A 15353-nucleotide genomic window follows, 5' to 3' on the forward strand; every position below is an offset into this window, starting at 1 on the left:
CTCCGGGTTCGAGGATTGTGATGCAAGAGATTTCAACGAAGCCTTATCTGCTGCGCGCGCTGTACGAGTGGTGCACCGATAACGGTTACACGCCGCATATCGCGGTGAGGGTCGACAACTCGACGCGCGTGCCGCGTCAGTTCGTGCGTGACGGCGAGATCGTGCTCAACATCAGCTTCGAGGCGACGAGCCAGCTGCAGATGGGTAACGAGTGGATCGAGTTCACCGCCCGGTTCTCCGGGAAGGCGCACAAGATCGAGATTCCGGTGGCCAACGTGCTCGCGATCTACGCGCGCGAGAACGGCCAGGGGATGGCGTTCCAGGTCGATGCGGTGGCGGGCGAGGGCGCGGATTCGGGCGCGTTCGAGGACGATGCCGAGCAGGCCGATGAGGTGCGGCGCGACGAGTCGCCTGTCGTGCTGGCGCCGGTTGCCGATCAAGGTGCGAACGAAGAACCGTCCGAAGGCGCCGACGAACCGCCGAAAACCGACGGGGATGGCTCGAAAGGCGGCAGCAGACCTCGCCTCAAGATCGTGAAATGAGGTAGAATCTCGCGCTTACGCCGGCTTAGCTCATCTGGTAGAGCAGTTGATTTGTAATCATCAGGTGGCGGGTTCGAGTCCTGCAGCCGGCACCATATTGAACGAAGGGCCGGGAGATTGATTCTCCCGGCCCTTTGTTTTTTTGGATATCCAAGGCGAAACACGCGACGCCGACCGCATGGCAAACCGGCTTCGGCATACGGCATCCAACTCGGTCACAAGCATCGCCCTCGAGGCTGAAGATGCCTACGCTCCCGCCCCGATCCGCACGACGTGCGCTGCGCTGGCAATCCGAGTGCGCATCGCACATCGTTGCGCCCCCCTTTCCCTGTCACGCCCGCGTCATGCTGCGCCCCTAACGTTGCACGTTCCGCCGCGGCGCCACCGTCGCGATTCGGGCGTGCGTAACCCGCACGCGACGCCGTGCTTGCGTCGCGCAACGGTCAACCGGGATCTCGCTCCCGGCGGCGCATCGACTATGCCTCGCGTCATTCCATTCAAAAACACGATCGACGCCGTTCGAACCGGATCGCGGACGATCAGGAGACAAGGACCATGTTGAGTCCGCATGAATTCTCGATGCTGCTGCGCATAGCCCGCGCACCGGACAGCGTCGACCTGGCGAACCCCGCGTTCGCCGTGCTCGTCGAAAAGCGGCTCGTCGACGATACGCAGGTACGCGTGAATGAGGTGGCTGCGCGCCCGGCGCTGACGCCGATCGGCCAGATGCTGCTCGCGCGCTTCGACGAAGCGGCCTGAGCGAAGAGAGCGGGAGAGAAGAGGCGTCACGCCTTCGCCGCAGCGAGTGACGTGACGCAACGCGAGCGCGGCGAACCGCTTACTGCGCGACCGGCACCGTCACGTCGCTGCCGAACCAGTGCATCGAGATCTTCTTCAACGTGCCTTCCTTGCGCAGTGACTCCAGCGCATCGTTGATCGCCTTCTCGAACTTCGGATTGCCCTTGCGGAACGGGATCGCCATCTCCTGCTTGCCGCCGTTCAGCACCGCGCCCGAGCGCAGCGGCAGGTTCGACGTCTTGATCATGTACGGCAGCATCAGGCGGTCGTCGAGCGTCGCCTCGATCCGGCCTGCCGCGAGATCACGCAGCTTTTCCGGTGCGCCAGGATACGTCTGCACCTCGATGCCCGGCACGCTGCGCGCCATCTGGTCGTAGTTGGTGCCGAGCGTCACGCCGAGCTTCTTGCCCTTGAAGTCCTCGAGCGACTTGAAGTTGCGCGTGTCGTCCTTGCGCTGGATCAGCTGCGCGGCCGAGTACGTGTACGGCTCGCTGAAGTCGAGCGCCTCCTTGCGCTGCGGCGTGATCGTGACCTGGTTGACGATCACGTCGAACTTGCCGGCCTGCAGCCCCGCGATGATCCCGCTCCATTCGGTCGGGACGAACTGCGTCTTCACGCCGAGCTTGCCGGCAACCGCATTCGCGACGTCGACGTCGAAGCCCTCGAGCTGACCCGACGTGCCGCGCGAGTTGAACGGCGGATACGTGCCTTCGAGGCCGACGCGCAGCACGCCGGCTTTCTTCACCGAGTCGAGCAGGTCTTCGGCGTGCGCGGCGACGGCCGTGAAACCGAGGGCCGACGCGAGCAGCAGGCCAGATAGCAGGAACTTCGAACGTTTCATCGTGGATCTCCAGTGTTTAGTGTGGTGATGGCGCACCGGGCATCGATCGTGCCCGGGCCGGGCCGAATGACGGGCACGTAGACACTACTCGCAACCGGGCGGCGCCGGAAGTCGAATTGGCCCTGATTGCAATCGATTTCAGCGGGCGGCGGGGTGGCAGCGCGGTGTGACGACGTGGCACGTGAGCGCTGGACGAGCGTTAGAAAGGTTTGCCGTGGACGTTCGGACCAACGATTAAAAATACTCTTTTAAATCAGGTCATTTTCCGAGTCGGCTAGTAATTTGTCTGTAAAATCGCGCGAGCGAAAATCGCATCACGCGCCATCCGAGGGCGCGTCAAAAGAAGAAAAGGCCGTTGCCATGAACATGCAGAACACTGTTGCCGCATTGCGCGGCGGGTTGCTTCAGCAGGACCGGCTGCTGAAGCTCGATACGCCATTGGGCGCCAACGTGCTGACCGTGCAGCGGGCCGTCGGCCGGTCGCGCATCGGGCGCGCGTACGAATTCACGCTCGATGTGCTGTCGACCGACAGCGATCTGGAGCTTAAAAAGCTGATCGCGCAGCCGGTCACGTTGTGGATCCAGCAAGGCGATCGCAGCTACCGGCCGATCAACGGGTACGTGCACACCGCGCGCCGCCTCGGCGCCGACGGCGGGCTCACGACCTATCAGCTCACGTTCGCCGATTTCATCCATTTCCTGAAGTTTCGCCGAGACCAGCGGCTCTGGAACGACACGACCGTCGACCAGATCATCAGCGACGTGCTGAACCAGCATCCGCAGGCGCAGGGGCATTTCCGCTTCGCGCTGTCGAAACCGCTGCCGAGCCGTTCATACACTCGTCAGCACGACACCGACTGGCATTTCGTGCATCGGCTGATGGAGAGCGAAGGCCTCTACAGCACATGGCAGCAGGCCGACGACGGCAAGTCGCATACGCTCGTGATCACCGACAACCTGCAGGCGTTCGCGCCGCTGTCGCCGGAGACCGTGCGCTTCTATCGGGGCGGCGCGGCGAGCGAAGCCGACGCGTTCACGCAATGGTCGGGCTCGCGCACGCTGCAGAGCGTGACCCGGACGACGCGCACGTTCGACTACAAGAATCCGTCGCAACCGTCGAACCCGAAGGGCACGACGCTGCCGACGATGGGCGGCCAGGGCGAATTGCCCGACCAGCTCGAAGTCTACGAGTACACCGGTGCGTACACGTATCTGGACCAGACGCGCGGCGACCATCTGACGAAGCTGCGGATGGAGGAATGGGAGTCGCAAGCGAAGCGCTTCCACGGCGCGGGCGGCGTGCGCGCGATCGATGCCGGCCGTCGTTTTACGCTGGCGGATCATCCCGAACACGATCGCGATCCGGCCGACCAGCGCGAGTTCGCGGCGATCGGCGTCGAATGGTGGATCGAGAACAACCTGCCCGTCGCGAGCAGCAGCGCGGACTTTCCGTACAGCCTGCGCGACGCGTTGACGCAAGCGCAGGAGGGCTACGGTGCCGACGCCGCGTTCCGCGTGCCGCATGACGACGGTTCGGTCGGCTTCTATCTCGTCGAGGTCGAAGCGCAGCGCGTGAGCGTGCCGTATCGCAGCCCGTTCGAGCACGAGAAGCCGAAGATGCATCTCGAGACGGCCATCGTCGTCGGGCCGCAGGGCGAGGAAGTCTATACGGATGAGCTGAACCGGATTCGTGTGCAGTTCGTATGGGATCGTTTGAATCCGGGCAACGAGAACGCGTCGTGCTGGGTGCGCGTCGTGCAGTCGGATACCGGCGGCGGTTACGGTGGCGTGCACGTGCCGCGCATCGGCGAGGAAGTGCTGATCGACTACGTGGGTGGCGATTGCGACCGGCCTTTGGCAGTCGGGCGCGTGTACAACGGCGCGAACCAGCCGCAGTGGCATAGCGACGGGATTCTGTCCGGGTATCGATCGAAAGAGTATTCGGGCAGCGGCTACAACCACCTCGTGATGGACGACGCGACCGGGCAGAACCGCGTGCAGCTGATGAGCAGCAGCGCGAACAGCCTGCTGCATCTCGGCTACCTGATCGACCAGAACGGCAATTCGCGCGGGTCGTATCTGGGCAGCGGGTTCGATCTGCGTTCGGATGCGTATGGCGCGGTGCGGGCGAGTCAGGGCCTGTACGTGACCACGCACCCGAAGGCGCCGAACAGCCAGCCGCTCGACGTGAAGGAAGCGCAGCAGCAACTGGTGACGGGCGAAAGCCTGGTCGAGGCGATGTCGGGCGTGAGCGAGCAGCATCAGGCGGAAAGCCTCAAGGAAGCCCACGACACGATGCGCGCGTTCACCGACGCGACGCAGGACAGCGCGTCGGGCAACGCGTCAGGCGGACGCACGGCAGGCGGCGGCACGGGCAGCGCGAATGCGTTCAAGGAGCCGGTGATGCTGTTCGGCAGCCCGTCGGGGATCGGGATGTCGACACAGCAGTCGCTGCACGTGGTCGCGAACGATCACGTGAACGTCGCGAGCGGACAGAGCGTGCACGTCGCCGCGGGCAAGTCGCTGATCGGCAGCATCGGGCAGAAGCTGAGCCTGTTCGTTCAGAACGCGGGGATGAAGCTGTTCGCCGGCAAGGGCAAGGTCGAGATCCAGGCGCAGTCGGACAACGTCGAGGTGACCGCGCAGAAGGCGGTGAAGGTTGTGTCCGCAACTGACCGGATCGAGATCGCGGCCGACCAGGGGATTCTGCTGACGAGTGGCGGCGGGTACATCCGCATCAAGGACGGCAACATCGAGATTCATACGCCGGGTGCGGTCGATGTGAAGGGCGCGTCGCATACATTCGCGGGGCCGGCGAGCATGGGATATCCGCTGCCGAGCCCGCGGCCGGACCAGCCGGGGCAGTTGGAGCTGTTTCACAAGTACGTGAACGGCGAGGCAGTGAAGGGCGGGCTGTTCACGGTGAGAGACGTGAACGGCGCCGTGCTGAAGAAAGGGGCGCTCGACAACAGCGGTTATACGGCTGTGAGCGGTTTGCCGCCGGGTGCGGTGCGTGTCGAGTTCGGGAAGGATCCGCGCGAGTCGGCTCAACCCGCAAATTACTTCAAGCAGGCGCAGTGGCCGGTCGAGCCCGTCGAGCCGTCGCCGCAGGCGGCGCAAGCCGCGGCGACGGAGCAACTCGCGAGCCAGTTGAAGGGGATGGCGCCTGCGGCGACGACGGCTGCGATGGGGCTTGCGAGCGGAGGTGGAGCCGGTGCTGCGTTGGGCGGACTGGCGAGTTCCGCATTGCCGGCCGCGGCAAGTGCGCTGGGTGGGGCAGGCGCGGTTTCCGCGCTACAGACGGCATCGAGCCTGGGCAGTGCCGCGAAGCAGGTGGCCGGGATGGTGCAGGCAGCTCGCCAAGGTGGGCTCGCGGCGCTGGCCGCGCCGGCTGCGAATGCGGCATCCGGTGCGCTGCAGGGCGCGCTACCCGGTGTCGCCGGGATCGCCGGAAAGGGCGCTACGACGGTGGCGTCAGCCGCCGGTGCGACCGGCATGAAGCTTCCGACGAGCGGGTTCGGCGGACCGCTGAAATCCTGAGAGGGCGGCTCGTCAGCCGTCTTGAAAAAACGAATTGAACGAACAACGACATGGCACAACAACTTCCACCTGGCGCCGAGAAGGAACAGGCCGTTTCCTGGCTCAGCGATATTTCGCCGAAAGATGTAGCGGCGGGAGGCGACCGTTTCAACAAGTGGCTGCTCAAGATCAGCGGCAATCACATTTCGTTCGAGGATCTCAAGACCTTCGCAAGCGCGGTGCCGATCATCGGCAACCTGATGGCGTTTTACGATGCGGTGTGCGACATCGTGATGATCGTCGAGAAGCGCCACGCCAATCTGCTCGATTACCTTGGGCTTGCGATCAACCTGATCGGCGTCATTCCGGTTCCGCCGCCACTCGCGTCGTTCCGACTGTCGGCACGGCCGCTGCTGGCGCTCGTGCGCAATCAATTGCTGGTGTCTCGCGGCAATCTCGGCGCGGCGCTCATTTCGGTGCTCGTCACGCATGTCAACGCCGCGGCCGCGACCGAAATCGAGAACTTCCTGAAGACCCTGCAGGACGTTCTTGTCGAACTGCTGAACGACTGCGCGCATAAGGCGCAGGAGTTGATGCTCGGTATTGCTACCGGGCTGGAACTCGCCCTCAAAGGGCAAATTTTCGACAGCAGTGCCAACGTGCGGCGTACTGCACAGATCGCCCGGAAGATGGACAAGCGGTCCTGGTACAACCCGATGCTGGTGGTTGATGCGATCGAGTACGGTTACGAAGGTTCGATCGCGTTGGGGAAGCAAGCCGGGAACGCGACGGTCGGGACTGCGGCGAAGCTTGCTCCGGATTCGTGGCTGCAACCGTTCCGCGATATCGTCGCGTTCCTGAAGGACGAGGCGCCGAAAGTCGCGAAGGCGATCCGCGATCTGAACGGCAGCGAAGAAGGCAAGATGCTGTGGCTGATCGCGCAAGTGATCGAGGCCGTGGCAAGAGTGCGCGCACGCGGGAAGCTTGACGAAAAGACCGCCGACGTGCCGCCCGGCGGCAAGGGGCGCGCGCAGCACGATCGTCCTCAGGAGCCGGCGGGTGCGATCGGACAGCAGGCGCATGCGGAAGGCGCCGGCCAGAGTCCTTGTAAAAGTTGCGGGATTGGCGCATCGACCGGGTCGATCGATTTTGCTTTCGGCGATGAGACGTTCACTCACACGGACTTTGAACTGCCCGGCGCACTGCCGCTCGTCTGGGCGCGCACGTACCGGTCGCGCCTCTCTGCATACGACAACGGAGAACTTGGCGCGCGGTGGCTCACGCCATACACGACGCGCATCGATGTCGAAGGCGATACATGGTTCTTTCGCGATGCCAGCGGGCGCAGCATCGAATATCGAGCGCTTGCAGCCGGAGGTGTGCATGACGATCTCGCGGAAAACCTGACGCTGACGCGTCTGGACGAGACGTGGGTCGCGATCGCATACGGCCACGACGAGCTTCACGTGTATGAACGGCGCGGCAATGCGTTCCGGCTTGCGATGCAGAAGGACCGTGCAGGCAATGCGATCACGCTCGATTACGACGCGCTCGACCGCGTGGCACGCCTGATCGATGCGAGCGGCAACGTGCTGTCGTTCGAGCACGACAAGCAAGGCCGGATCGTGCTGATCGAGCAGGTGCTCGACGATGGAAAGCGCCGTACGCTTGCGAGCTACGCCTATGACGAAGCGGGCGATCTCGTGCGCGCAACCGACCGGTATGGCAACGCGTGGAGCTATCAGTACCACCGTCATCTCGTGACGCGCTATACCGATCGCACCGGCCGCGGGATGACGCTCGAATGGGACGGCGCGGACGCTGAAGACAACGCGAACGCGAAATGCGTGCGCGAGTACGCGGACGACGGCAGCCTCGATATCCGCCTTGCATGGCATCCGAACATTCGGCTGACCTACGTGACCGATGCGCTCGGTCAGATGTCACGCTACTACTTCAACATCAAGGGATACGTTTATCGAATCGCCTATCCGGACGGCAGCGAGGAATGGTTCCGGCGCGACGAGCATAACAATCTGACGCTGCACATTCTGCAAGACGGCAGCATTGAGCAGATGCGTTATGACGCACGTGGCAACCGGACCTGGCACGAGCGCGCGGACGGCAGCATCGTCGAGATGGCATACGACGGCAAGGATCGGATGATCCGGCTCGTCGATCCGAACGGCCATGTGTGGCAGCGCAAGTACGACGATGCGGGCAATCTCGTCGAAGAAATCGATCCGCTCGAGCATGCGACGAAGTACGCCTACAACGACAAGGGGTTGCCTACGCAGATCACCGATGCGAAGGGCGGCTCGAAGGCGCTTGGATACAACGACGCCGGGCAATTGACGAGCTACACGGACTGCTCCGGAAAGAAGACGGAGTGGCGGTACGACGATATCGGCCGCGTGATCGAGACAAAGGACGCGTCCGGTGGCGTGGTTGCCTATGGTTATGGCCCGAACGGCCAATTGACGGAGACGCGTTCGCCGGCTGGTGTCGAGCACGTGCAATACGACGCTGAAGGTCGGTTGTTGCGGCATACGGATCAACTCAATCGATCGACCCGATACGGCTACGATGCAGTGGGTCGTATTGCGAGCCGCGCGGACGCGCTCGGGCAGACGATTGCGTATCGCTACGACCGTCTCGGCCGCTTGACCGCGCTGACCGATGCGAACCTTGCGACGTACCAGTTCCACTACGATCCGGCGGGGCGGTTGATCGAGGAAATCGGTTTTGACGGCAAGTCGACGCGTTATCAATACGACCCGGACAGCGGCAGCCTTGTTTCGGTTGATGAAGCGGGTTGCGTGATATCGATCGACGTCGACGCAACCGGTCGCCTGATGAAGCGTGTGGCGGGGGAAAGCGAGGAGCGGTTTGCCTACGACCGGAGCGGCAGGCTGATCGACGCGGTGAACCGGTACAGCCGCGTGCAGTTCTTCTTCGATCCGGTCGGCAATCTGGTGCGCGAACATCACGCGTACGATCTGTTCGGCGAGCGGCGTAGCTACGTCTGGCACCACGAATACGACGAGCTCGGCAACCGACGACGTACCGTGCGGCCGGATGGGCATGCGGTTGACTGGCTGATGTATGGCTCGGGGCATGTGCACGGGATGCTGCTCGATGGCGAGGAGCGTGTGCAATTCGAGCGCGATGACCTGCATCGCGAGACGGTACGCATGTTGTCGAGCAAGGTCGGACAGCGCACGCATTACGACCCGGCAGGACGCGTACTGCAGCAGACGATCCAGCGGTCGACCTCGCCCGCGCCGCTCGCCGAGCGGCGGTATCGCTATGACGCGGTCGGGCAATTGTCGCGGATCGAGGATAGTCGCAAGGGCGGGACGGATTACCGATACGATCCGGTCGGGCGGCTGATCGAGGCGATCAGTCCGGTCGCGAAGGAGCAGTTTGCGTTCGACCCGGCGAGCAACATCATCGATCCGGTGCGGTCCACCGAAGCGCCGGCCGCCCGTTCGAGCCCGGTGCGGCCGGAAAGCACGTTGCCGGTCGAGGTGCCGAAGGTGCTGGGCAACCTGCTGAAGGCGTATGCGGGGATGCACTTCGAGTACGACGCGCGCGGGAATCTGGTGCGCAAGCGTACGCCTGCGGGGCAGCAGGAATACGAGTGGGACGAGTTCAATCGCTTGCTGTCGGCGCGGGTTGCGGAGGCGTCGCGGCAGAGTCAGTCACGGTATTTCTATGATGCGTTCGGTCGACGGATCGCTAAGGAGGTGAACGGCGAGCGGACGGTGTTCGGGTGGGATGGCGACGCGCTGGCGTACGAGAGCGATGGCGAGCGTGGCACGCACTATCTTTACGAGCCGGGAACGTTTGTGCCGCTGGCGCAGTATGTGGCGGAACCGGTTGAGGGAATCTCGACGCCGGAGTGGAAGAGTACCGACCGCTATGTGCCGGAGGAGGATCCGCTGCAGAAGATGCCGGAGCGGCGGGGTGACGCGGCGCTGTTCTATTACCACTGCGATCAGATCGGGACGCCGCAGTTGCTGACGGATGACGACGGAGACGTCGTGTGGGAAGCGTCGTATAAGGCGTGGGGCGAAGCGCGGGAGGTCGTTGCGCGAGTGTCGAAGGCGGCGGGGATCGTGGCGAGGAATTCACTGCGGTTCCAGGGGCAGCAAGTCGATGAAGAGACGGGGTTGCACTTTAACCGCAACCGCTACTACGATCCCCAATCGGGCCGCTTCGTTAGCAAGGACCCGATCGGGTTACAAGGCGGCATCAACGTCTTCCAGTACGCGCCCAATCCAGTGCAGTGGGTCGATCCGTTAGGTCTTTCGAAGCAATGTCGTAAATGTTTGCCTAGCTGCAATGATTACGCGTCTCAGGGGCCGAAAGATCCAACGGAGATGGCCCAAGAACTTTCCAATCAGATCAACCAAAACTCGGTAACGTTCTCTACGCCCACAACACAGGGCCACATTGACCTGCAAGGGGCATCGCATTTCGATAAGGCCACGGGAACCGATATTCCGACACCTCATGTTCAGACTCGTAAAATTAACATAGGACCAAACGGCCAGGTGACGACATCGAAAAAGACGGAGGTTACAAGGGCTGCGACTAAACAAGATGTTCGCGTTGCAAGGGAGTTGGCGAGACGAAAGGGATTGTGCAAATGAGTGATCTTATTAATGCTTTGCAAAACTGGTATACCTCCCAATGTAACGACATTTGGGAGCACTCTTATGGCGTCGAGATTGCCAATATCGACAACCCGGGCTGGAAGGTTAAGGTAAGCGGTGCATCAGGAAGGAAGCCCATCGATATGAACGCAGAGCGCGATGAAGACGATTGGATCACAGTGAAGGCGACCGAAACGGAATTCGTCGGGTACGGCGGTCCTGGTAATCTCGATGAACTGCTGGCACTCGTCGTAGATTGGTTGCCGTAAGTGCAAAGGGCCGCGTGAGCGGCCCTTGTTGTCTGTATGATGAGTTGAAGATCGGCGTTCGGGTAGTATGGGTATATGCTACCAATCCGGTTGACTGGATTGATCCAGTGGGACTCAAATACGTACCCCGTAGTCGTGCTTGTGATTTGCTTGGAAAGGATAAGTCGAATAAGTCGAATAAGTCGATAAAAATATTTCTGAATGGCGGCGTGTTGTTTTTAGAGGTACTCTGAAGGAGGAGCGAACGAAGTTCTTGTGCGACGATTTTGTGAAGATTGGGCCGGGAAAGCGTCAGGTTTGCGTGACGCCATCAGATTATAGTGGCGGTCATGGGGTGGGCGGCGCCACTGTGCCGGATACTCCGTATGTTCGTTTTGAGCTCTTGCGGCGACGGGTAACGGAAATCGTCTTGTTACAAAGAACGTGCAAGTTCCACTTGATGCTGGGAATAATGGATGTCAATGATGTTGGAGGTGTTGTGGGAATGCGGTGGAATTTCATTCATCTTTGATTTGAAAGAGGGGGGTGTTCCTTGGTGCGCTAAATGGCCTCAAGGAAGGTAAAAAATTCGAAAAAAATGGTGAATGATAAGTTGACCGGGGGGTGATTCGCTTCGCGTTTTTTGCGGGGAGTGATGACGGCTTTAAAAATGCCAAAGATGGTGCGGAAGTTATTTTGTCGATTGAGGTGTGTGAGTATGCAGGTCACAAACTAGAGGGGTTGAAGATAGGTAGAGGATTTTCGACGCCTGAGTTCGTGCAGCTAAGAAATTTGAAATCGAAGGGCAAGGTTTTAGATGCATTCTTTGTTATCGGAAAGTAGCGCTTGCAAGCGCGAGTAATGATGGATCTTGGGTTGAGATATAAATATGTCGACGTATGATTGGGTTGCCACGAATGGTGGCATCACTCTCGCGTGACGGACTCCCGCTTTGCCTTCGCGAAAGTTGAATTTGTGCTTCGGAACAGCAGTCAACCCTTGCAGCATCGTTCGGGACTCGGGCGCACTGTCATACGATAGTTGAGGGGTAAGTATGCAAGGGCTTCGGAAGATTATTTTTTCGGTTGAAGAAGGGTGGAGACGGATATCCTAAAATGGAATATGAATCTCTCCGGGGGATATTTTTCGGATGATTTGTCGTACGTCGTCGACAATGTTCCGTATTACGCCTATCGCGTGAATAAGGGGGTACGGTAGCGCATCCGTTCATTGACCGATAGCTCCCGCCGAGCCAACCCCGCGCATACGAACTTGGCATAATCACGCCTTGCTCGACACGAGCGCCGCTGCGCAGACACGCTTGTGCAACCGCCGCATCTTGGCTCGGGCGTATTGACTCCAGTCCCGTTACCACCGCAATACCCATGTCGACCATCACCGCGACCACCGCGTCGCTGAAACACATTCTCGAACATCCCGGCGATTTTTCCGGTTGGCTCTGTTTGCCGCCGATGCCGTGGACGCTCGATACAGAGGGCGCATTCACCGAAGCCGCCGACGACCCCGAAGCCGCCGCGCCGCCCGCTACCGCACCGCAACCCGGCTGGCGCGTAACGCTGAATAGCGCGACGATCGAGGACATCGTGATCAATGCGCATGACCAGGTCGACGAACCGAGCGTCGCGCAATTGTTCGACGCGTTCGTGTTCTACGTCGACAACGAGGAATTCATTCTGCTCTGACGACGCACGACGCACGACGCACGACGCACGACGCACGACGCACGACGACGCGCCCCACGCACCACAGTAAAAAAGGACCGCCGAGCGGTCCTTTCTTCACGAAGCGTCAACATCCGAACGAAGCCTGCCCCTCAAGGCAAGGAAATCGTCAAATTCGCCGACTCCGGCCCGACCTTGATCACCTGCGAATAAGGCGCCAACGCCTGCAGCGTCTTGTCCTTGAGATAGGTATTGAGCCCGAGATACCCGAGCAGGGCCACCAGCGCAAACACCGCCCCGATCGCCCAAACCGGGACCTCCCGCTTCAACCGATGCGCGATCTGATCCGGCAGCGGCCAATGCGGCGCAAACGCCGCCCGCTTGCCCTTCATATGCGCGATCTCATCCCCCAGCCGCGCGGTCAGATACGCGAGCTTCTCCGGCCCCTCGAGCAGATACTTGCCCTGGAACCCGAGCAGCAGGCACATATGAAACACCTCGAGCGACTGCAACCGCGCCGCGCCTTGCGCGCGACATTCCTCGAGATACTGAAAGAACTTCTCCCCCGCGAGTTGCTCGCCGAACAGCACGAGCTGCAGCGGCCGGCGTTCCCAGTCGGTGCGGATCTTGAACTGCGACGACAGCACCATTTCATCGACCGCCGCGCAATACGCGAACTTCGCGCCATACACGTCCTCGGCCGGGATGTTCAGCTTCTTCGCGCCACGCTCGAAATCCGCCAGAAACTCCTGGATCTTCGTGCTGAACTCGCTCGCGCTGTCCGGCTCGCGGCCGTTCTTGAGCAGGAACAGCATGAAGAACCCGTCGTACAGCAGGTCGAGCAGCGAACGGGCCTGGAACGCGGCGTCGGTCGACGCCGGGGTATGCAGCGGGGCCGGCGCGTTGTCGCCGAACAGGGAAGGCGCGTAGCTCATGATGTGACCGCGATCAGTTCGAATTTCAGGTCATTGATGCCAGTCGGCGCGTAGATCATCGCGGACTGGGCCTGCAGCATGCGCTCGTACAATGCGCCGCGCGAGTCGAGCTGGAAATAGCATGCACCGGGCCGCACCGGAATCGCGGGCGGCACCTGCGGCATGTACGACAGCCGCACGCCGGGCATTGCCGACAGCACGAGCTTGTCGACGTCGTCGGGCGCGCCGACCTTGAAGCGCGCCGGCACCGCATCGATGAGCTCGACGTTCGGCATGTCCGCGGACACGGCCAGATAGAACTCGGTCTTGTCGTCGATCTTGCCCGAATCGAGGCGGCCGAGGTGGAACGACGGACGCACCTCGTCGAGCGTGATCGCGAAGTAGCGCGTCGAGATCACGGTGTCGAGCAGCTCGCGCAGCATCAGGTCGAGACGCGCGAAGCTCGGGCCCGGATCGTCATGGCGATACACGGGCAGGTCGGCGAGCGTGTAGCCCTTCGAAAACGTCATCAGCTGGCCCGCGAGGCGCAGCAGTTCCTGGAACAGCCGCTCCGGATGCAGCGCCGCGTGCTGGTGCAGGTGCGCGAGCGTCGCGAACGCGGCGTTCGCCGTGTGCAGCAGCCAGAACGACGCGATGTCGCCCGAGCGGAACTCGATGATGTTCTTCGACGGTTCGCGGTGAAAACCGTACAGCGCGTTCACCTTCGCCTGCAGCGCGTCGACGAGCTGGCGCAGCCGCTGGTGCAGGATCGGCGACGCGTCGATCGCGAGGCACGGCGGCACGAAGCTGTCGTCCATCTCGAAGCCGGACGTCGCTGTGCGGCGCACGCGCACGAGCGGCACCGACAGAAGCTGGTCGCGCGGCTCGCTGTGCGCGATCAGCTTGACCTGCGTCTTCAGGAACGTGATGTCGGCTTCGGCGGCGTCGGTGAAGTTGTCGGCGACGCTCGTCTGCTCGCTGACGAAGCGCGTCATGAAGCCGGCGGCCGGATCGTCGCTGTAGTTGGTGCCGTTCTCGCGCAGCGGGTGCAGCGCGAGGTAGAACACGAATTCGTTGATGCCGTCGGGCAGCGTGTCGAGCGCGATCGGCGGCGGCAGGTCGTCGGCCTGCGGCGCGGCGTAAAGCGCGCCGTCCGGAAACACGAGCGCGAGCTCGGCCACGCGCAGCACGTTGCTGCCGAGCGCATCGCGGTCGATGCGCACCGAGCGCACGCCCCAGTTGTACGGCTGGATCGCCTGGATGGATTCGAACAGGCGCGCCTCGTGGTACGCGTCCTGCCGCTGAAAGTGTTGAGGCCGGAGGAACAGCCCTTCCCCCCACAGCACCTTGGCCGAATAACTCATGTCAAATCCGGTTAATGTCGCGTTGCGATGTAATCGATTTGTTCGTGCCCGAATTAATCGCCATTTTGTTAACTCTTGTTAAATGACATTCGTGCGTCATGTTTAACCGCAGGTCACCGACGAAAGCAAATTCAGCGGTTGCGAAGGCGCACCCTGTTGCGGTGCGATGACAGAGCCGTCGGTGACCGTCATCGCGCAATTATGCAGGCCGATGATTATGCCGGATTTCTCCGACTTTGCCGGGTCGAACGTCAGTTTCCATCGCTGGATTGCGGGATCGCGGAACAGCGCGACGATGCCGAATGCCTGCGCTTCGCGCGACAGCTTTTCGGTTGCCGTATAGCGCTGGCCCGGAATCAGCGTGATTTCACGCACGTTCAGCAGATCGGCGCCCAGCGCGGCCTTTTCCTTGGTCGGATCGGTGAATGCATCGAACGGCGCTTGCTGGAACGAAGTCGGATCCTTCAGCGCGTAGAGCCTGACCACCAACGCGAGCGGCTTGTGATCGTTCGCGGCATTGAGGTTCGGCGCGGCGGCGAGCGTGAGCCCGATGTTGCGCGGCGGTTTCTGGGCATCCGGCACGTCGGGCTTGCCGACGCCGGCGGCCTGCATGACGGCGCTCGCGGCGGAGCCGAGCAGCGGGGCGGCCGCGCATCCGGCCAGGAGCGCGCAGGCAATCAGCGGCAGCGCATAGCGAATCATGGACGATCTCATCGTGTTTACGGCGTGCCGCCTTTAACTCCCCTGTCAAAACTGCCGGGTATTTCCGCGTTCGCCGCGAATC

At 61.8% G+C, this 15353-nt stretch carries 11 protein-coding genes and 1 tRNA gene; 8 read left to right on the forward strand and 4 right to left on the reverse strand.

Annotation, left to right across the window (positions count from 1 at the left end):
• Positions 1-20 precede the first annotated feature (20 nt).
• The 3 genes from DIE04_RS21305 to DIE04_RS21315 all read left to right on the forward strand — a co-directional run bounded on the left by DIE04_RS21305 (position 21) and on the right by DIE04_RS21315 (position 1301).
• Positions 21-542 carry a ClpXP protease specificity-enhancing factor gene (locus DIE04_RS21305; RefSeq protein ID WP_044845942.1) on the forward strand — a complete coding sequence of 174 codons (522 nt, stop codon included), beginning with the start codon at positions 21-23 and terminating at the stop codon, positions 540-542.
• Between the two features lie 19 nt (positions 543-561).
• Positions 562-637 (forward strand) — tRNA-Thr (locus tag DIE04_RS21310).
• 460 nt (positions 638-1097) lie between these two features.
• A complete protein-coding gene (locus DIE04_RS21315) occupies positions 1098-1301 on the forward strand; it encodes a hypothetical protein (protein WP_044845939.1) in 204 nt (67 codons plus the stop codon).
• Positions 1302-1380: 79 nt separating this feature from the next.
• On the opposite strand, the gene DIE04_RS21320 is transcribed toward DIE04_RS21315, so the two are convergent.
• Positions 1381-2181, reverse strand: a complete 801-nt coding sequence (locus DIE04_RS21320; RefSeq protein ID WP_044845938.1) for a cystine ABC transporter substrate-binding protein — start codon at positions 2179-2181, stop codon at positions 1381-1383.
• 360 nt (positions 2182-2541) lie between these two features.
• Between DIE04_RS21320 and DIE04_RS21325 the strand changes: the two genes are divergently transcribed.
• From DIE04_RS21325 to DIE04_RS21345, 5 genes are all read left to right on the forward strand, one after another.
• Positions 2542-5721 (forward strand): type VI secretion system Vgr family protein, encoded by a 3180-nt coding sequence (locus DIE04_RS21325; RefSeq protein ID WP_124522226.1) that lies wholly within the window; start codon positions 2542-2544, stop codon positions 5719-5721.
• Between the two features lie 50 nt (positions 5722-5771).
• Entirely contained in the window at positions 5772-10358 is a 4587-nt protein-coding gene (locus DIE04_RS21330) for an RHS repeat-associated core domain-containing protein (RefSeq protein ID WP_260426265.1), read from the forward strand.
• Positions 10355-10630, forward strand: coding sequence for an immunity 53 family protein (locus DIE04_RS21335; RefSeq protein WP_124522224.1), 276 nt, complete (start codon positions 10355-10357; stop codon positions 10628-10630). The genes DIE04_RS21330 and DIE04_RS21335 overlap by 4 nt, the downstream gene beginning before the upstream one ends.
• A 603-nt stretch (positions 10631-11233) precedes the next feature.
• On the forward strand, positions 11234-11452 hold the full coding sequence (locus tag DIE04_RS29835) for a hypothetical protein (protein WP_124522222.1): 219 nt from the start codon (positions 11234-11236) through the stop codon (positions 11450-11452).
• Between the two features lie 542 nt (positions 11453-11994).
• The gene (locus DIE04_RS21345; protein ID WP_124522220.1) at positions 11995-12312 is read left to right on the forward strand and encodes a hypothetical protein; all 318 of its coding nucleotides are present in this window, start codon (positions 11995-11997) and stop codon (positions 12310-12312) included.
• A 131-nt stretch (positions 12313-12443) separates the two neighbouring features.
• On the opposite strand, the gene icmH is transcribed toward DIE04_RS21345, so the two are convergent.
• The 3 genes from icmH to tssJ form a co-directional block, all read right to left on the reverse strand.
• A complete protein-coding gene (icmH, locus tag DIE04_RS21350) occupies positions 12444-13226 on the reverse strand; it encodes a type IVB secretion system protein IcmH/DotU (protein WP_044845934.1) in 783 nt (260 codons plus the stop codon).
• Positions 13223-14569: a type VI secretion system baseplate subunit TssK gene (gene tssK / locus DIE04_RS21355; RefSeq protein ID WP_124487867.1), complete on the reverse strand. Its 1347-nt coding sequence runs from the start codon at positions 14567-14569 to the stop codon at positions 13223-13225. Before tssK ends, icmH begins: the two co-directional genes overlap by 4 nt.
• A gap of 102 nt (positions 14570-14671) precedes the next feature.
• Positions 14672-15283, reverse strand: coding sequence for a type VI secretion system lipoprotein TssJ (gene tssJ / locus DIE04_RS21360; RefSeq protein WP_044845932.1), 612 nt, complete (start codon positions 15281-15283; stop codon positions 14672-14674).
• Positions 15284-15353: the final 70 nt, after the last annotated feature.

Origin of the sequence: Burkholderia sp. Bp8994 (assembly GCF_003853805.1) — a bacterium.
Lineage (GTDB): Bacteria > Pseudomonadota > Gammaproteobacteria > Burkholderiales > Burkholderiaceae > Burkholderia.